Origin of the sequence: Bradyrhizobium sp. WSM2254 (assembly GCF_000472645.1) — a bacterium.
GTDB classification, from domain to species: domain Bacteria; phylum Pseudomonadota; class Alphaproteobacteria; order Rhizobiales; family Xanthobacteraceae; genus Bradyrhizobium; species Bradyrhizobium niftali.
Genome location: NZ_AXAB01000020.1, coordinates 21,613 through 38,529 on the forward strand (window position 1 = coordinate 21,613; position 16,917 = coordinate 38,529).

General features: G+C 66.7%; 13 protein-coding genes. All 13 read left to right on the plus strand.

Annotation, left to right across the window (positions count from 1 at the left end; all coding sequences use genetic code 11):
• Nucleotides 1–3 precede the first annotated feature (3 nt).
• The 13 genes from A3M7_RS0114965 to ftsZ all read left to right on the plus strand — a co-directional run bounded on the left by A3M7_RS0114965 (nucleotide 4) and on the right by ftsZ (nucleotide 16,829).
• The gene (locus tag A3M7_RS0114965; RefSeq protein WP_027544661.1) at nucleotides 4–1,461 is read left to right on the plus strand and encodes a UDP-N-acetylmuramoyl-L-alanyl-D-glutamate--2,6-diaminopimelate ligase; all 1,458 of its coding nucleotides are present in this window, start codon (nucleotides 4–6) and stop codon (nucleotides 1,459–1,461) included.
• Nucleotides 1,458–2,837, plus strand: a complete 1,380-nt coding sequence (gene murF, locus A3M7_RS0114970; RefSeq protein WP_027544662.1) for a UDP-N-acetylmuramoyl-tripeptide--D-alanyl-D-alanine ligase — start codon at nucleotides 1,458–1,460, stop codon at nucleotides 2,835–2,837. Before A3M7_RS0114965 ends, murF begins: the two co-directional genes overlap by 4 nt.
• 161 nt (nucleotides 2,838–2,998) lie before the next feature.
• Nucleotides 2,999–4,102: a phospho-N-acetylmuramoyl-pentapeptide-transferase gene (gene mraY, locus A3M7_RS0114975; RefSeq protein WP_011089345.1), complete on the plus strand. Its 1,104-nt coding sequence runs from the start codon at nucleotides 2,999–3,001 to the stop codon at nucleotides 4,100–4,102.
• A gap of 118 nt (nucleotides 4,103–4,220) precedes the next feature.
• On the plus strand, nucleotides 4,221–5,621 hold the full coding sequence (gene murD, locus A3M7_RS0114980) for a UDP-N-acetylmuramoyl-L-alanine--D-glutamate ligase (RefSeq protein WP_027544663.1): 1,401 nt from the start codon (nucleotides 4,221–4,223) through the stop codon (nucleotides 5,619–5,621).
• Between the two features lie 240 nt (nucleotides 5,622–5,861).
• Complete coding sequence (gene ftsW, locus A3M7_RS0114985) at nucleotides 5,862–7,013, plus strand: putative lipid II flippase FtsW (protein ID WP_027544664.1); 1,152 nt, start codon at nucleotides 5,862–5,864, stop codon at nucleotides 7,011–7,013.
• Between the two features lie 178 nt (nucleotides 7,014–7,191).
• Entirely contained in the window at nucleotides 7,192–8,292 is a 1,101-nt protein-coding gene (gene murG, locus A3M7_RS0114990; RefSeq protein ID WP_027544665.1) for an undecaprenyldiphospho-muramoylpentapeptide beta-N-acetylglucosaminyltransferase, read from the plus strand.
• Between the two features lie 289 nt (nucleotides 8,293–8,581).
• Nucleotides 8,582–9,985 (plus strand): UDP-N-acetylmuramate--L-alanine ligase, encoded by a 1,404-nt coding sequence (gene murC / locus A3M7_RS0114995; RefSeq protein WP_027544666.1) that lies wholly within the window; start codon nucleotides 8,582–8,584, stop codon nucleotides 9,983–9,985.
• Nucleotides 9,982–10,236, plus strand: a complete 255-nt coding sequence (locus A3M7_RS48530) for a hypothetical protein (protein WP_156936880.1) — start codon at nucleotides 9,982–9,984, stop codon at nucleotides 10,234–10,236. The genes murC and A3M7_RS48530 overlap by 4 nt, the downstream gene beginning before the upstream one ends.
• The gene (gene murB / locus A3M7_RS0115005) at nucleotides 10,233–11,150 is read left to right on the plus strand and encodes a UDP-N-acetylmuramate dehydrogenase (RefSeq protein WP_027544668.1); all 918 of its coding nucleotides are present in this window, start codon (nucleotides 10,233–10,235) and stop codon (nucleotides 11,148–11,150) included. The genes A3M7_RS48530 and murB overlap by 4 nt, the downstream gene beginning before the upstream one ends.
• Before the next feature lie 124 nt (nucleotides 11,151–11,274).
• Nucleotides 11,275–12,261 carry a D-alanine--D-alanine ligase gene (locus tag A3M7_RS0115010; RefSeq protein ID WP_027544669.1) on the plus strand — a complete coding sequence of 329 codons (987 nt, stop codon included), beginning with the start codon at nucleotides 11,275–11,277 and terminating at the stop codon, nucleotides 12,259–12,261.
• A 339-nt stretch (nucleotides 12,262–12,600) separates the two neighbouring features.
• On the plus strand, nucleotides 12,601–13,617 hold the full coding sequence (locus A3M7_RS0115015; protein ID WP_027544670.1) for a cell division protein FtsQ/DivIB: 1,017 nt from the start codon (nucleotides 12,601–12,603) through the stop codon (nucleotides 13,615–13,617).
• Nucleotides 13,614–14,936 (plus strand): cell division protein FtsA, encoded by a 1,323-nt coding sequence (gene ftsA, locus A3M7_RS0115020; RefSeq protein WP_027544671.1) that lies wholly within the window; start codon nucleotides 13,614–13,616, stop codon nucleotides 14,934–14,936. The genes A3M7_RS0115015 and ftsA overlap by 4 nt, the downstream gene beginning before the upstream one ends.
• Nucleotides 14,937–15,023: 87 nt before the next feature.
• Nucleotides 15,024–16,829 (plus strand): cell division protein FtsZ, encoded by a 1,806-nt coding sequence (ftsZ, locus tag A3M7_RS0115025; RefSeq protein ID WP_027544672.1) that lies wholly within the window; start codon nucleotides 15,024–15,026, stop codon nucleotides 16,827–16,829.
• The last annotated feature ends 88 nt before the right edge of the window (nucleotides 16,830–16,917 follow it).

The following is a 16,917-nucleotide window of genomic DNA, read 5'->3' on the forward strand; positions in this document are numbered from 1 at the left end:
ACCATGAAACTGCGCGATCTCTTAGGCAATGACGCCGCAATCGAGCCCGCCGTCGCGGCGCTCGAGGTGACGGGGCTTGCGCTCGACAGCCGCGTGGTCAGGCCGGGTGATCTCTTCTTCGCGCTCGCAGGCAGCAAGACCGACGGCGCACGCTTCATCGATGCGGCGGTCGCCGCAGGTGCGGCGGCGATCGTCGGCGATCATGCGCCGGCCGCTTGCAAGGTGCCGTTCGTCGCGGTGGCCAATCCGCGCCGCGCGCTGGCGCTGGCCGCGGCAAGCTTCTTCCCTGCGCAGCCCGCGACCATTGCCGCGGTGACCGGCACCAGCGGCAAGACCTCGGTCGCGGCGTTCACGCGCCAGATCTGGGAGCGCCTGGGGCATGCTTCCGCCAGCATCGGCACCATCGGTCTCGTCTCGCCGAAGCGCACCGTCTACGGTTCGCTGACCACGCCGGATCCGATCGCGCTGCACCGGCAGCTCGACGAGATCGCGCGCGAGGGCGTGACGCATCTTGCCTTCGAAGCGTCCTCGCACGGGCTCGATCAATATCGCCTCGACGGCGTGCGCGTCTCCGCCGGCGGCTTCACCAATCTCTCGCGCGATCACATGGATTACCACCCGACCGTCGCGCATTATCTTGCGGCGAAACTCCGGCTGTTCCGCGATCTGGTCCCGCCTGGCGGCGCGGCCGTGATTTCGGCCGATCATGATTGCTCGGCCGAAGCAATCGATGCGGCGAAGGCGCGCGGCCTGCGCGTGATGGCGGTCGGCCGTCACGGCGACGGGGCAGGCGAGGGCATTCGTCTCACCGAGGCCGAGGTCGAGGGCTTTTCGCAAAAGCTCACGGTCGAGCATCGCGGCAAGCGATACGCGATCCGGCTGCCGCTGGTCGGTGAATTCCAGATCGAGAATGCGCTGGTGTCGGCCGGTCTTGCCATCGGCACCGGCAGCGATCCGGCAAACGTGTTCGCGAGCCTCGAACATCTCGAAGGCGCCAAGGGCCGGCTCGAGCGCGTCGGTGAGCGCAACGGCGCGCCGATCTTCGTCGACTATGCGCACAAGCCCGACGCGCTGGCGAAGGCGTTGCAGGCGCTGCGGCCTTACGCGAAGCGCAGGCTGGTCGTTGTGTTCGGCGCCGGCGGCGACCGCGATGCCGGCAAGCGTCCGATCATGGGTGAGATCGCCGCGGACAATGCCGACGGCGTCATCATCACCGACGACAATCCGCGCAGCGAGCAGCCCGAAGCGATCCGCGCCGCGATCCTCGCCACTGCGAAGGGCGCCCGCGAGATCGGCGACCGTGCCGCGGCGATCCGCGCCGCGATCGAGGAACTGGAAGAGGGCGATGCGCTGCTCATCGCCGGCAAGGGCCACGAGACCGGGCAGATCGTTGGCAGCGAGGTGCTGCCCTTCAGTGATCACGAGGCGGTTGCCGCCGCACTAGCGTCGAGGGTTGCATGAGCGCGCCAATATGGACGGTTGCGGAGGTGGCGCGGGCGCTGGGCGCTGCCGGATCATTCGCCGATACGCCGATCGACTTCGTGACGCAGGACAGCCGCCTGGTGAAGCCGGGCAGCCTGTTCGTTGCGCTCAGCGGCACGCCGAGCGGCGGCTTCATCTCGGCCTTCGCCAGCGCGCGCGACGGCTGGGAGTTCGCCGACAAGGCGGAAGCCTCGGGCGCGGTCGCGATGATCGTGCCGCACGAGATCGCGGGCATCCGCATCCCGCAGATCGTCGTGAAGGACACGCTGATCGACGGCCTCTGGGGCCTTGCGCGCGCCGCACGCGCGCGCTTCAAGGGGCCGGTGATCGGCCTCACCGGCAGCGCGGGCAAGACCAGCACAAAGGAATTTCTGGCGGCCTATCCGGGCGCCTATGCCAGCCCGTCGAGCTTCAACAATTTCTGGGGCGTGCCGCTGACGCTGTGCAATGCGCGGCCCGATGCCAGCCTCTGGGTCGTCGAGATGGGCATGAACCAGACAGGCGAGATCGCGCGGCTCAGCGAGTTGACGCGGCCGACCGTCGCGCTCGTCGTCAACGTCCAGCCGGTGCATCTGGAAAAGCTCGGCTCGCTCGAGGCCATCAGGCGCGAGAAGGTCTCGATCGCGCTCGGTCTGCAGGAGAATGGCGTGCTGGTGCTGCCCGCCGGGCTCAAGGCGTCCGAATGGAAGGGCAAGGTGGTGCGCTTCGGCGAGCATGCCGAGGTGTACGAGGTCACGCACGCGCCGCATGGCGAGAGCTGGCAGGTCGTCGCGATGATCGGCAAGAAGCAGATCGCCTTCAGCCTGACGCCGGGCGCGCCGCACCGCGTGCAGAATGCGCTCGCCGCGCTCGCTTCGATCCGCGCGGCGAATCTCGATGCCGCGACGCTGGCGATCAAGCTCGACCGCGTCGGCATCATGACCGGCCGCGGCGTCGAGCAGGCGGTCGGCGGCGTCACCGTGATCGACGACAGCTTCAACGGCAATCCGGCCAGCGTGGCTGCTGCGCTGCAAAGCCTGCAGGCGCGCAACGTGACTGGTGGCCGCCGCATTGCCGTGCTCGGCGATATGCTGGAACTGGGCGATGACGCACCGAGCTACCACACCGGCCTCACCAAGCATCTCGAAGGCATCGATGGCGTCTATTGCGTCGGGCCGCTGATGCGCCACCTCTACGACGTGCTGCCGGCCGGCAAGGGCCTTGGCTGGCACGACGATCCCGCCACGCTGAAGCCGGGCGAGGTCGCAAGCCTGCTGAGGGCAGGCGACGTCGTGGTTGTCAAGGGCAGCAAGAAGATGTTCTGGGTCAACAAGTTTGTGCCGGGCCTAGTGGCCGCCTTGCAGGCAAAGGCGTAAACTGCTTGGAAGGCGCTGTTCCCGAATCCCACCCTTTGCGGCGCGAAGCGTTTTCCCAGAGGTCGCCCGACCCCATGATGAAGACCAGCGAATGCGCGTGAGGCACGCTGAGGCCAAGATTAAAACCAAGGCCCGTGCGAAGGCGCCATAGGACCGACTGAATGTTTTACTGGCTGATCGAGCTTTCCAACACATTTCCGGGCTTCGGTGCCTTTCGCACCTTCCTGAACGTCTTCCGCTACATCACCTTCCGCACCGGCGGCGCGGTGGTCACCGGCGCGCTGTTCGTGTTCCTGTTCGGGCCCTGGATCATCGATCATTTGCGTATCCGCCAGGGCAAGGGCCAGCCGATCCGGACCGATGGACCGCAATCGCATCTCGCCAAGAAGGGCACGCCCACCATGGGCGGGCTGATGATCCTGTCCGGCCTCACGGTCGGCACGGTGCTGTGGGCCAACCCGCTCAATCCCTATGTCTGGATCGTGCTGGCGGTGACGCTCGGCTTCGGCTTCGTCGGCTTCTATGACGACTACCTCAAGGTGACCAAGCAGACCACGACCGGGTTTGGCAGCAAGCTTCGCCTGCTGATCGAGGCGGCCATCGCGCTGGTGGCCTGCTACGCGCTGGTGCGCCTGAACCGCGATCCCGCGTCCACCGCGCTGACGATTCCGTTCCTGAAGGACACCGTGCTGCATTTCGGCTGGTTCTTCGTCGTGTTCGGCGCCTTCGTCATCGTCGGCGCCGGCAATGCGGTGAACCTCACCGACGGTCTCGACGGCCTCGCCATCGTGCCCGTGATGATCGCGACCGCGAGCTTTGCGATGATCGCCTATCTCGCCGGCAACGCGGTGTTCGCCGACTACCTCCAGATCAAATATGTCGCCGGCACCGGCGAGCTCGCGGTGCTCTGCGGCGCGCTGCTGGGCGCCGGCCTCGGCTTCCTCTGGTTCAACGCGCCGCCGGCCTCGATCTTCATGGGCGACACCGGCTCGCTCGCGCTCGGTGGCATGCTCGGCGCCATCGCGGTCGCGGTGAAGCACGAGATCGTGCTCGCGGTGATCGGCGGCCTGTTCGTGCTGGAGGCGGTCTCGGTCATCGTGCAGGTGGTGTCGTTCAAGCTCACCGGGAAACGCATTTTCCGCATGGCGCCGATCCACCATCATTTCGAGCAGCTCGGCTGGACCGAGCCGCAGATCGTGATCCGGTTCTGGATCATCTCGGTGATGCTGGCGCTGGCCGGCCTCTCGACGCTGAAGCTGCGGTGATTATGGTCGCGGTGATTCATTTTTGCTGTCATTCCGGGGCTCGCGAAGCGAGAACCCGGAATCTCGAGATTCCGGGTTCGACGCTGACGCGTCGCCCCGGAATGACAGGGACCCAATCATGATCCCGGTCACCTCCTTCGCCGGCAAGACAGTCGCGGTATTCGGCCTCGGCGGCTCGGGGCTCGCGTCCTGTCACGCGCTGAAGGCCGGCGGCGCCGAGGTGATCGCCGCCGACGACAATGCGGAGAACGTCGCCAAGGCCGCGCAGGCCGGCTTCATCACCGCGGATTTGCGCGACGTCTCCTGGGCGAATTTCGCAGCGCTGGTGCTCGCGCCGGGCGTGCCGCTGACCCATCCGGTGCCGCACTGGAGCGTGCTGAAGGCGCGCGAGGCCGGCGTCGAAGTGATCGGCGACATCGAGCTGTTCTGCCGCGAGCGGCGGCGCCATGCGCCGGATGCGCCGTTCGTCGCCATCACCGGCACCAACGGCAAGTCGACCACGACGGCGCTGATCGCGCATCTCACCAAGGTCGCCGGCTACGACACCCAGATGGGCGGCAATATCGGCACCGCGATCCTGTCGCTGGAGCCGCCGCGCACGGGCCGCGTCCACGTCATCGAGATGTCGTCCTACCAGATCGACCTCACCCCCTCGCTCGACCCCTCCGTCGGCATCCTGCTCAATGTCAGCGAAGACCACATCGATCGTCATGGCACCATCGCGCACTACGCCGCGGTGAAGGAACGTCTCGTCGCCAGCGTGCAGGCGGGCGGCACCTCGATCGTCGGCGTCGATGACGGTTTTTGCCGCGACATCGCCGACCGGCTCGACCGCGCCGGCAAGAACGTGGTGCGCATTTCCGTCAAGAACCCGCTGGCGAGCGGCATCCATGTCGAGCACGGCACCATCGTGCGCACCGCCGGCGGCGCGCGCAGCGAGGTCGCCAGGCTCGGCGGCATCGGTTCGCTGCGCGGCCTGCACAACGCGCAGAACGCGGCCTGCGCCGCCGCCGCCGCGCTCGCAATGGGTATCAGCCTTGATGTGCTTCAGAGCGGCCTGCGCAGCTTTCCGGGCCTCGCGCATCGCATGGAGCAGGTCGGCCGCCGCGGCAGCGTGCTGTTCGTCAACGACTCCAAGGGCACCAATGCGGACGCCACCGCGCACGCGCTGTCGTCCTTTGCCGACATCTTCTGGATCGCCGGCGGCAAGCCGAAGGCCGGCGGTATCACAAGCCTCACGGGCTACTTCCCGCGCATCCGCAAGGCCTACCTGATCGGCGAGGCCGCGCCGGAGTTTTCCGGAACGCTGGGGACACAGGTGGCGCACGAGATCAGCCAGACCCTGGACATTGCGGTCGAGCACGCCGCGCGCGAAGCGGAAGCCTCGGGTCTCACCGACGCCGTCGTGCTGCTCTCACCCGCTTGCGCGTCCTTCGATCAGTACCGCAACTTCGAGATCCGCGGCACCAGGTTCCGCGAGCTGGTGCAGGCGCTGCCGGGTGTGAAGCCGGTGGTGTGAGGGCGCTCCTTCGCCGTACTCCGCTGTCATCGCCCGCGAAGGCGGGCGATCCAGTATTCCAGAGGCGGTGGTGATTGAACCGAGAGGCCGCGGCGTACTGGATGCCCCGGTCAAGCCGGGGCATGACAGCGAGTTGCGTGGCGGCGGCGGGGATCATCTCGAAACATCCGCGTTTCCTTAACCCCCCGGTAACCAACCTCGGCGACCAATGGACTGACCTCTGTCCGAAAGCGGCCGCCCATGCTCTCCCGTGAAGAACGCACCCCCTTTTCCGAGTGGTGGTGGACCGTCGACAAGCCGCTGATGGGCGCCATCCTGGCGCTGATGCTGACCGGCGTGATCCTGTCGCTGGCGGCGAGCCCGCCGGTTGCGACCCGCATCGGGCTCGATCCCTTCCATTTCTTCAGCCGGCACGTGATGTTCCTGGCGCCGTCCTGCCTGGTGCTGCTCGGCGTCTCCTTCCTGTCGCCGCGCGCGATCCGGCGAAGCGCGCTGCTCATCTTCGCGGTCAGCATCATCCTGATCGTGGTGACGCTCGCGATCGGCCCGGAAGTGAAGGGCTCGCGGCGCTGGATCACGCTGCTCGGCGTCAACATCCAGGCCTCCGAAATCGCAAAGCCATCGTTCGTGGTCATCGCCGCTTGGCTGTTCGCGGAATCGACCAGGCGGCCGGAGATGCCGGCGACCTCGATGGCGCTGGTGCTGCTGCTGATGCTGGTCTCGCTGCTGGTGATGGAGCCGGATTTCGGCCAGACCATGCTGGTCCTGATGGTGTGGGGCTCGCTGTTCTTCATCGCGGGCATGCGCATGATCTGGGTGTTCGGGCTCGCCGGCCTCGGCGCCGCCGGGCTGTTCAGCGCCTATCTGTTCGTCCCGCACGTCGCCGGCCGCATCAGGCGCTTCATGAATCCCGCCTCGGGCGACACCTTCCAGGTCGATACCGCCATGGAGGCCTTCTACAACGGCGGCTGGTTCGGGCTCGGACCGGGCGAGGGTATCGCCAAGCGCAGCCTGCCGGACAGTCATACCGACTTCGTGTTCGCCGTTGCCGCCGAAGAGTTCGGCATCATCCTGTGCCTTGCCATGCTGGCCCTGTTCGCCTTCGTCGTCATCCGCACGCTGTCGCGGGCCTACGCCAATGAGGACATGTTCTCGCGCTTTGCGGCCTCCGGCCTTGCGATCCTGTTCGGCGTGCAGGCGGCGATCAACATGTCGGTCAACCTCCAGCTCATCCCGGCGAAGGGCATGACGCTGCCCTTCATCTCCTATGGCGGCTCCTCGATCGTGTCGCTCGCCTATGGCGTCGGCATGATGCTGGCGCTGACGCGGCTGCGCCCGCGCACCGAGGTCGAGGCCAGCGGCCACGCCGAGGCGATGCGCAGCTACGCGTGACAGGTATCGTGTCCCGGACAAGCGAAGCGCAGAGCCGGGACCCAGAACGGTGTAACCATGGGCCCCGGTTCAGCAGCGCACCACGCTGCGAAGGGCAGCGCGCTGCGCTGCGCCCGGGGCACGCGCATCGTGTAGCCGGCTCGCAATGACCGAAAACTCCCTGTAAAACTCCCTCACCATGGACACCTCCCCCCTGATTCTTCTCGCCGCGGGCGGCACCGGCGGCCATCTGTTTCCGGCCGAGGCGCTCGGCGTCGAATTGATCCGGCGCGGCTTTCGCGTCCGTCTCGTCACGGACGAGCGGGCGCTGCGCTACAGCGGGCTGTTCAGCAAGGACATGATCGACGTCGTCTCGAGCGAGACTGCGCGCGGCCGCAATCCGTTCCAGCTCGCCTATGCCGGTCTCGCGCTCGCCGCCGGCACGCTGTCGGCTTATCGCCTGATCAAGCGATTGAAGCCCGTCGCCGTCGTCGGCTTCGGCGGCTATCCGACGTTGCCGCCGCTGGTCGCGGCAAAATTCGCCGGCGTGCCCGGCATCATCCATGACGCCAACGCGGTGCTCGGCCGCGCCAACCGGTTTCTGTCGAGCCGCGTCCGCGCCATCGCGACGTCGTTGCCGGGCGTGCTCGATCGCGACCCGGCACTATCAGGCAAGACCACGACCGTCGGCACGCCGATGCGACCGGCGATCCTCGCCTCAGCCGCCGTGGCCTATGCCGCGCCCGAGGCGAACGGCCCGCTGCGCCTGCTCGTCGTCGGCGGCAGCCAGGGGGCGCGTATCATGGCCGACATCGTGCCGGGCGCGATCGAGCGGCTCGAGCCTGCGCTGTGGGGCCGGCTCATCCTCACCCAGCAGGTGCGCGACGAGGACATGAATCGCGTGCGCGCGGTCTACGACAGGCTCAAGATCAACGCCGAGCTCGCGCCGTTCTTCACCGATCTGCCGGCGCGGCTCGCCTCCAACCATCTGGTGGTGTCGCGCTCCGGCGCCGGCACCGTCGCCGAGCTCGCCGCCATCGGCCGGCCGTCGATCCTGGTGCCGCTGCCGGGCTCGATCGACCAGGACCAGTTCGCCAATGCCGGCGTGCTGGCCAAGGTCGATGGCGCGATCCGCATTCCGCAGACCGAGTTCACCTCGGATCGGCTGGCTTCCGAAATCTCCGCCTTCGCCGCCGAGCCGGCGCGCCTTGCCGCCATGGCTGCGGCTGCGAAGGGGGCAGGGCGGCTCGATGCCGCCGAGCGGCTGGCCGATCTGGTGGTCAAAGTCGCGGGCCTTTAGCACTCGTCATTCCGGACGGGCCGCAAAGCGGACCGATCCGGAATCTCGAGATTCCGGGTTCGCTCGCGCTGCGAGCGCCCCGGAATGACGAAAAAGGGCCGACTTTTGAATGTTACTCGTCATGGCCGGGCTTGTCACACCAAGTCGGATTTATCCGACTTGGTACTTTCAAAAGAGACGGCACTCGGTATACCGAGTGCCTATGCATCCACGTCTTGCAAGAAAGACGCTAGGATTCGTGGATGCCCGGGACAAGCCCGGGCATGACGACGGAACGACGGGATAGAGCATGAGACTGCCGCGCGAGATCGGACCCATCCACTTCGTCGGGATCGGCGGGATCGGCATGAGCGGGATCGCCGAGGTGCTGGTCAATCTCGGCTACGCCGTGCAGGGCTCGGACGCCTCCGACAATTACAATCTCGACCGTCTGCGCAAGAAGGGCGCCAAGGTCTCGGTCGGCCACAAGGCGGAGAATGTCGACGGCGCCGAGGTCGTCGTCGTGTCCACCGCGATCAAGCGCGACAATCCGGAATTGATGGCGGCGCGCGAACGGCGCATCCCCGTGGTGCGCCGCGCCGAGATGCTGGCCGAACTGATGCGGCTGAAGAGCTGCGTCGCGATCGCCGGCACCCATGGCAAGACCACGACGACGACGATGGTTGCAACGCTGCTCGATGCCGGCGGGCTCGATCCCACCGTGATCAACGGCGGCATCATCAACGCCTACGGCTCCAACGCACGTCTCGGCGCCGGCGACTGGATGGTGGTGGAAGCCGACGAGAGCGACGGCACGTTCCTGAAACTGCCGACCGATGTCGCGATCGTCACCAATGTCGACCCCGAGCATCTCGATCACTTCAAGACCTTCGAGGCGGTGCAGGACGCGTTCCGTCATTTCGTCGAGAACCTGCCGTTCTACGGCTTTGCCGTGATGTGCATCGATCATCCCGTGGTGCAGAGTCTCGTCGGCAAGATCGAGGATCGCCGCATCATCACCTATGGCGAGAATCCGCAGGCCGATGCGCGACTGGTCGATCTCACCCCGACGGGCGGCGGATCGAAGTTCAAGGTCGCGTTCCGCGATCGCAAGACCGGCGCCGTGCACGAGATCGCCGATCTCATGCTGCCGATGCCGGGCCGGCACAACGCCTCGAATGCGACGGCCGCGATTGCCGTCGCACGCGAGCTCGGCGTTACCGACGATGCGATCCGCAAGGCGATCGCCGGCTTCGGCGGCGTCAAGCGCCGCTTCACCAAGACCGGCGAGTGGAACGGCGTCACCGTCATCGATGATTATGGCCATCATCCCGTGGAGATCGCAGCAGTGCTGAAGGCGGCGCGGGAATCCACCAACGGCAAGATCGTCGCCGTGGTGCAGCCGCACCGCTACACCCGCCTGCAATCGCTGTTCGAGGAATTCTGCACCTGCTTCAACGATGCGGACGCGGTTGTTGTCGCCGATGTCTATGCCGCCGGCGAAGCGCCGATCGAAGGCATCGACCGCGATCATTTCGTTGCCGGCCTGCGCGCCCATGGCCACCGCGAGGTGGTCCCGCTGCCGGCGGCGCCGGAGCTGGCGGGCATCGTCAAGGGGCTCGCGACATCGGGCGATCTCGTCGTGTGCCTGGGGGCCGGCAATATCACGCAATGGGCGTACGCGCTCCCTGGTGAATTGAAGGCGCTAGGATGAGGGTGCTCTGGCTGCAGCTACGAGATGTTCACGGTGGCTTCGGCATTACAGCTCGGGATTGGCAAGATGCGATGTATCTTCTGGCCGAAGCGCGGAAAGTTCTGAGGGGCCCACCAATCGAAGAATCGATGATCGAGAGCTGGACAGACGTGCAAAGCATCGACGAACTTGATCAACACCATGTTGTTCCAAATATGGGCATGATGCTTCATCGTGGTGTCTGGTTCCCAAACCTCCCGTACATCCAATGAGCTTCCCCGACATCACACCCGCACTCAAAGCCGCAATGCCGGGTCTGCGCGGCCGGCTGCTGGCCAACCAGTCGCTGGCCGAGCTGACCTGGTTTCGCGTCGGCGGTCCGGCGCAGGTGCTGTTCACGCCGTCGGACGAGGACGATCTCGCTTATTTCCTCGCGCGTCTCGCGTCCGACATCCCGGTCTATGTCGTCGGCGTCGGCTCCAACCTGATCGTGCGCGACGGCGGCATTGCGGGCGTGGTGATACGTCTGGCGCCGCGCGCCTTTGGCGAGGCGAGCGCGAGCGGTGATAGCGTCACCGCAGGCGCGGCTGCGCTCGACAAGCGCGTGGCGGAGGTGGCGGCATCGGCCAATATCGGCGGGCTCGAATTCTATTTCGGTATTCCCGGCACGATCGGCGGTGCGCTGCGCATGAATGCGGGCGCCAATGGCGGCGAGACCAAGGACGTGCTGATCGAGGCGCGAGGCGTCGGGCGCGATGGCACGAAGCACGTCTTCGCCAATGCCGACATGAAGTTCGTCTATCGCAACAGCGGCGTCGACCCCTCCGTCATCTTCACGTCTGCGCGCTTTCGCGGTGAGGTCAAGGATGCGGACGCGATCCGCGCGCGCATGGCGGAGGTGCAGAGCCATCGCGAGACCGCGCAGCCGATCCGCGAAAAGACCGGCGGATCGACCTTCAAGAATCCGCCCGGCCATTCCGCCTGGAAGCTGGTGGACGCCGCCGGCTGCCGCGGATTGCGCGTCGGCGGCGCGCAGGTCTCGGAGATGCACTGCAATTTCCTGATCAACACGGGCGATGCCACCGCGCACGACATCGAGACGCTGGGCGAGACCGTGCGCGAGCGCGTGAAGGCCAATTCCGGAATTGAGCTGCACTGGGAAATCAAGCGGATCGGGGTTTCATGATCACCGTCATTCCGGGGCTCGCGAAGCGAGAGCCCGGAATCCATAACCACGATCGGGAGTATGGATTCCGGGCCTGCGCCTTGCGGCGCATCCCGGAATGACGACTGGATAGGTAACGGAAGACATGCGCATCACCATCCTCTTCGGCGGCTCCAACCGGGAGCGTCTTGTCTCGGTTGCCTCGGCCCAGGCGCTGCATCAGGCGCTGCCCGAGGCCGATCTCTGGTGGTGGGACGTCGAGGACAAGGTGCATGTGGTGCAGTCGAAGCAGCTGCTCGAACATGCCCGTCCGTTCGAGGACGAGTTCAAGCCCGGCACATCAGGCATTGCGCTGGCGCAGGCGCTCGACCAGGCCAAGGCGGAAGATCGCGTGCTGGTGCTCGGCCTGCATGGCGGACGTGCCGAGAACGGCGAACTGCAGGTGATGTGCGAGGCGCGCGGCGTGCCGTTCACCGGCTCGGGCTCGGCCTCCTCGCATCTGGCCTTCGACAAGATCGCAGCGAAGCGCTTCGCTGCGTTCGGCGGCGTGACGCCGCCGGCAAACATTGCACTGGACGATATCGACGAGGCCTTCGCCGAATACGGCCGGCTGATCGCAAAGCCGGCGCGGGACGGCTCGAGCTACGGCCTCATCTTCGTCAACGCCAGGCAGGACCTCGTCGCCGTCCGCAATGCCGCGAAGCACGAGGAGTATGTGATCGAACCCTATATCGCCGGCATCGAGGCAACCTGCGGCGTGCTGGAGCGCACCGACGGCTCGATCGTCTCGCTGCCGCCGATCGAGATCATTCCGGGCGAGGGCAATTTCGACTACGCCGCAAAATACCTTCTGAAATCGACCCAGGAGATCTGCCCCGGCCGTTTCACGCCCGAGATCACCGCCGCGCTCAAGGAGCAGGCGATGCTGGCGCACCGGGCGATGTCCTGCACCGGCTATTCCCGTTCGGACTTCATCGTCTCGGCCAAGGGGCTCGTCTATCTCGAAACCAACACGCTCCCCGGGCTGACCAAGTCCTCGCTCTACCCCAAGGCGCTGAAGGCCGAGGGCATCGCGTTCGTCGACTTCCTGCACGGCCTGGTCGAGCTCGCCGGGCGGGGTGCGCGGAAATAGTTAGGACTGGTTAACGGCCAAACGGGCGAAACGGCCCGCTTTGGGCCCCTAATCCGGTAAAATGCCGGATATCGCGGCATAAATACCTCACAGGGCTGGGCAAAAAGCGTCCGGCGTTAACGAAGTTTACCTTTTGTTTACCAGGACATCCGAAGGTTAACGCTGGCGGCGCATATGGCGCTTTGGCTGCCGGCGCGTGAGCTGTTGCGGGTGAGGTCACCTCCAGCGAACGCTTTGATGGGAGAGGCTTCGTCTGCTGATCCGGCCCGGCAAGTCCGAGACGTCATGTTCGCCAGGACCCGCGCGATGTCGCGGGCAAACTGTTGACGAGCTCGTGCAATGGATGGTGCAGGAAGCCTCACCCGGTCGCTTCTGAGATCGCTGAGGCCCCAAGCTGATCTGAAGGCGGCCGCTATCGGAGCGGTCGTGCTTCTGCGCGAGTGGGTGCAGGACAAGCGCGTCGAGGTCCGCACTGCCGCCAAGGACAAGATCAAGGCCAAGGCCGTGGTCGAACGCGAGCCGCCGCCGCGCGTGGTCGCGCTGGTCGAGCGCTATCTGCCGCGCCGGGTCGGGATCAGCATGACCGTGCTGCTGCTGATCGGGAGCTGCGGCTTCGGCATCGTCAAGGGCGGCCATCTCCAGGATTTCGTCACGGCGGTCAGCGACGCCCGCAACGCGATGGCCAATTCCGCCGGCTTCCGCATCACCTCCGTCGTGATCAACGGCCGCAAGCAGCTCACCCAGGACGAGATCCTCGCGATCGGCGGCGTCAGCGGCCGTTCCTCGCTCCTGTTCCTCGACGCCGACGCCGTGCGCGACAAGCTCAAGGCCAATCCCTGGATCGCGGATGCGACCGTGCTGAAGCTCTACCCGGGCCAGCTCATGATCGAGCTCACCGAGCGCAAGGCGTTCGCGCTGTGGCAGGAGGCCGGCCGCCTCTCCGTCATCGCCGACGACGGCGCGGTGCTCGAGCCCTATGTCTCGCGCCGGTTCCTGGCGCTGCCGCTCGTGGTCGGCAAGGGCGCCGACACGCAGGCCCGTGATTTCCTCGCGCTGCTGGCGCGCTATCCGCAGGTCAACTCGATCACCAAGGCCGCGATCTATGTCGGCGAGCGGCGCTGGAACCTGAGGCTCAAGGACGGCCTCGACATCCGCCTGCCCGAGCAGGACGTCGGCAACGCGCTTGCGATGCTGTCCAGGCTCGACAAGGAAGACAAGCTGTTCTCCCGCGACATCGTCGCCGTCGACATGCGCCTGCCCGATCGCCTGGTGGTGCAGCTGTCCGAGGACGCCGCCAAGGCGCGCGAAGACCAGTTCAAGGACAAGAAGAAAAAGAAGGCCGGGGACGCTGCATGACCGGTCTCGATCGCACCCAGACGCCGAAGACGCGCCAGATGCCGCACAAGCGCGGCGGCATCGTCGCCTGCCTCGACATCGGCACCAGCAAGATCGCCTGCATGATCGCGCGGCTGAAGCCGTCGGCGCCGAGCGATGCGTTGCGCGGCCGCACCCACGCGGTGGAACTGATCGGCTACAGCCAGATCCAGTCGCGCGGCATGAAGGCCGGCGCGGTGGTCGATCTCGGCGAATGCGAGCAGGCGGTGCGCCAGGCCGTCGGGCTTGCGGAGAAGATGGCCAAGGTGCGGGTCGAGTCCGTGCTGCTCTCGGTCTCCGGCGGCCGGCTCTCCGGCCAGCTGGTCGAAGCCGCCGCCGACATCCGCGGCGGCGCCGTGACCCCGGCCGACGTCAGCCGCGTCACCTCCACCGGCATGCGCCACGCCACCGGCGAGGGCCGCACCGTTCTGCACGCGCTGCCGGTCGGCTACACGCTCGACGGCGTCAAGGGCATCCGCGATCCCCGCGGCATGGTCGCGCATCAGTTCGGTGTCGACATGAACGTCGTCACCTGTGACGCCACCGTGGCGCGGAACCTGATGCTCGCGGTGGAGCGCTGCCACATCAATGTCGAAGCCATGGCGGCGAGCCCCTATGTCGCCGGCCTGTCGGTGCTGACCGACGACGAGGCCGATCTCGGCGCTGCCGTCGTCGAGATGGGCGCCGGCACCACCACGATCGCGGTCTATGCCGGCGGCCGCTTCGTGCACGCGGCGGGTTTTGCTGTCGGCGGGCAACACATCACGATGGATCTCGCGCGCGGACTCTCCGCGACCATTGCCGATGCCGAGCGAATCAAGACGTTATACGGGACCGTCATCACCGGCGGATCGGACTCGCGTGAGCTGATGTCTGTGCCGACAGCCGGTGACGAGCAGGATCTGCCGCAGATCGTCTCCCGCGCCACCATCGCCAACATCGTCAAGCACCGTGCCGAGGAAATCTTCGAAATGGTCCGGGACCGGCTCAAGGATTCGCCCTTCGCGTCAGAGCCCAACGGCCGCGTCGTGCTCTCGGGCGGCGCCTCGCAGCTGACCGGCCTCGTCGAACTCGGAACCCAGATTCTCGGCCGGCCCGTGCGGGTCGGACGTCCGCTCGGCTTCGGCCGGCTGCCCAACGAGGCGAAGAACGCCGCGTTCGCGGTGCCGGCCGGACTCCTCGTCTACCCGCAATATGTTCACCAGGAACATGTCGAACCGCGGCATACGCGGCAGCAGGTCAGGACAGGGACCGGCGGTTATTTCGGAAAGGTTGGACGATGGCTACGCGAGGGCTTCTGATGACTCCTTTCCGTAATTCCCGATTTTCACCAACTCCCGCGGCCGCCGGCCGGGGCGAACCCACGCGCGCGTGATCGAGAGGCAAACATGACCATCAGCATCAATGTTCCTGATATTCACGAACTGAAGCCCCGGATCACCGTGTTCGGCGTCGGCGGCGCCGGTGGCAACGCCGTCAACAACATGATCACGGCGGGCCTCCAGGGCGTCGACTTCGTGGTCGCCAACACCGACGCGCAGGCGCTGACGATGTCGAAGGCGCAGCGCATCGTGCAGATGGGCACGGCGGTCACGCAAGGCCTCGGCGCCGGCTCGCAGCCGAACGTCGGCGCCGCGGCGGCGGAAGAGGTGATCGACGAGCTGCGCGACCATCTCTCGGGCGCCAACATGGTGTTCGTCACCGCCGGCATGGGCGGCGGCACCGGCACCGGTGCTGCTCCCGTCATCGCCAAGACCGCGCGCGACATGGGCATCCTCACCGTCGGCGTCGTGACCAAGCCGTTCCACTTCGAGGGCGCCCGCCGCATGCGCACTGCCGAATCCGGCATCGCCGAGCTGCACAAGGTGGTCGATACGCTGCTGATCATCCCGAACCAGAACCTGTTCCGGGTCGCCAACGAGAAGACCACCTTCGCCGACGCCTTCGCGATGGCCGACCAGGTGCTCTACTCGGGCGTCGCCTGCATCACCGACCTGATGGTCAAGGAAGGCCTGATCAACCTCGACTTCGCCGACGTCCGCGCCGTCATGCGCGAAATGGGCAAGGCGATGATGGGCACGGGCGAGGCCTCCGGCGACAAGCGCGCGCTGACCGCCGCTGAAGCTGCGATCGCCAACCCGCTGATCGACGACAGCTCGATGAAGGGTGCCAAGGGCCTTCTCATCTCCATCACCGGCGGCAAGGACCTCACGCTGTTCGAGGTCGACGAAGCCGCGACCCGCATCCGCGAGGAGGTCGACCAGGACGCCAACATCATCGTCGGTGCCACCTTCGACGAAGCGCTCGATGGCCTGATCCGCGTTTCCGTCGTCGCCACCGGCATCGAGCAGGCCACGATCGCCCGCAACAGCCAGGCCACCAGCGCTCCGGTTGCGAACGCAGCGCCGCAGGTGCACCAGGCTCCCGCAGCTCCGGCCGCCGTGGCCGAGAGCCGTCTCGCCGACCTGACCGCGCGTCTGCGTGCCGACAACCAGCGCCTGGCCGAACGTGCCCAGAAGCTGGAAACGCAGGGCCCGGCGTCCGCCTCCGCGCCGGCCGCGGCCGCGCCGATGGCGCCGCGAGCGAATGTCGAGCGCGCTGCGCTCGCCGCCATCGCGGCTGCCGTTGCCGACGTCCCGCAGGCGCCCGCGCCGATGCAGACCTACGGCGACGTCACCGTGCGCCCGATCGCGCAGAAGCCGACCTTGTTCCCGGAGCCCGACATGGCCCCGGTCGCGATGCAGGAGCCGATGACGCCCGAAAACTTCATCCCGCCGCAGGCCGAGCGTGCGCCGGTGCGTGCGCCGCGGATGCCGCGCCTCGATGAACTGCCGATGCCGGCCCAAGCCGAGATTCGTCAGGCCCGCGGCGAGGTTGAAGAAGAGACCCCGCAGAAGAGCCGCCTGTCGCTGCTCCAGCGCCTCGCCAATGTCGGCCTTGGCCGCCGCGACGAGGAGAGTGAGCCGCCGGTTGCCGCCCGCACCACGGGTCCGGCGATGCCGCCGCTGCCGGACCGCCGTCCGCAGAAGAGCGTGGCGCAGCAGATCGCAGCCAGCGAGCCGGTATCGGAGTATGCCCGCCGTCCCGCGCCGCAGGGCCTCGACATGCATGGCCGTTCCGCACCTGTTGCGCCGGCGCCACAGGGAGACGACCATCTTGATATCCCGGCCTTCCTGCGGCGGCAGGCGACCTGAGGATTGTTACAATAAGGCAGACGAAAAAAGGTCCCGGCAGGAAGCCTGCCGGGACCTTTCCTTTTTGACCGGGCATGCCTGGGCTGCA

Bases quoted from the DNA above. Each gene is read 5' to 3' on its own strand.
- A3M7_RS0114965 (WP_027544661.1), top strand. From the start codon at position 4: ATGAAACTGCGCGATCTCTTAGGCAATGACGCCGCAATCGAGCCCGCC.
- murF (WP_027544662.1), top strand. From the start codon at position 1,458: ATGAGCGCGCCAATATGGACGGTTGCGGAGGTGGCGCGGGCGCTGGGC.
- mraY (WP_011089345.1), top strand. From the start codon at position 2,999: ATGTTTTACTGGCTGATCGAGCTTTCCAACACATTTCCGGGCTTCGGT.
- murD (WP_027544663.1), top strand. From the start codon at position 4,221: ATGATCCCGGTCACCTCCTTCGCCGGCAAGACAGTCGCGGTATTCGGC.
- ftsW (WP_027544664.1), top strand. From the start codon at position 5,862: ATGCTCTCCCGTGAAGAACGCACCCCCTTTTCCGAGTGGTGGTGGACC.
- murG (WP_027544665.1), top strand. From the start codon at position 7,192: ATGGACACCTCCCCCCTGATTCTTCTCGCCGCGGGCGGCACCGGCGGC.
- murC (WP_027544666.1), top strand. From the start codon at position 8,582: ATGAGACTGCCGCGCGAGATCGGACCCATCCACTTCGTCGGGATCGGC.
- A3M7_RS48530 (WP_156936880.1), top strand. From the start codon at position 9,982: ATGAGGGTGCTCTGGCTGCAGCTACGAGATGTTCACGGTGGCTTCGGC.
- murB (WP_027544668.1), top strand. From the start codon at position 10,233: ATGAGCTTCCCCGACATCACACCCGCACTCAAAGCCGCAATGCCGGGT.
- A3M7_RS0115010 (WP_027544669.1), top strand. From the start codon at position 11,275: ATGCGCATCACCATCCTCTTCGGCGGCTCCAACCGGGAGCGTCTTGTC.
- A3M7_RS0115015 (WP_027544670.1), top strand. From the start codon at position 12,601: ATGGATGGTGCAGGAAGCCTCACCCGGTCGCTTCTGAGATCGCTGAGG.
- ftsA (WP_027544671.1), top strand. From the start codon at position 13,614: ATGACCGGTCTCGATCGCACCCAGACGCCGAAGACGCGCCAGATGCCG.
- ftsZ (WP_027544672.1), top strand. From the start codon at position 15,024: ATGACCATCAGCATCAATGTTCCTGATATTCACGAACTGAAGCCCCGG.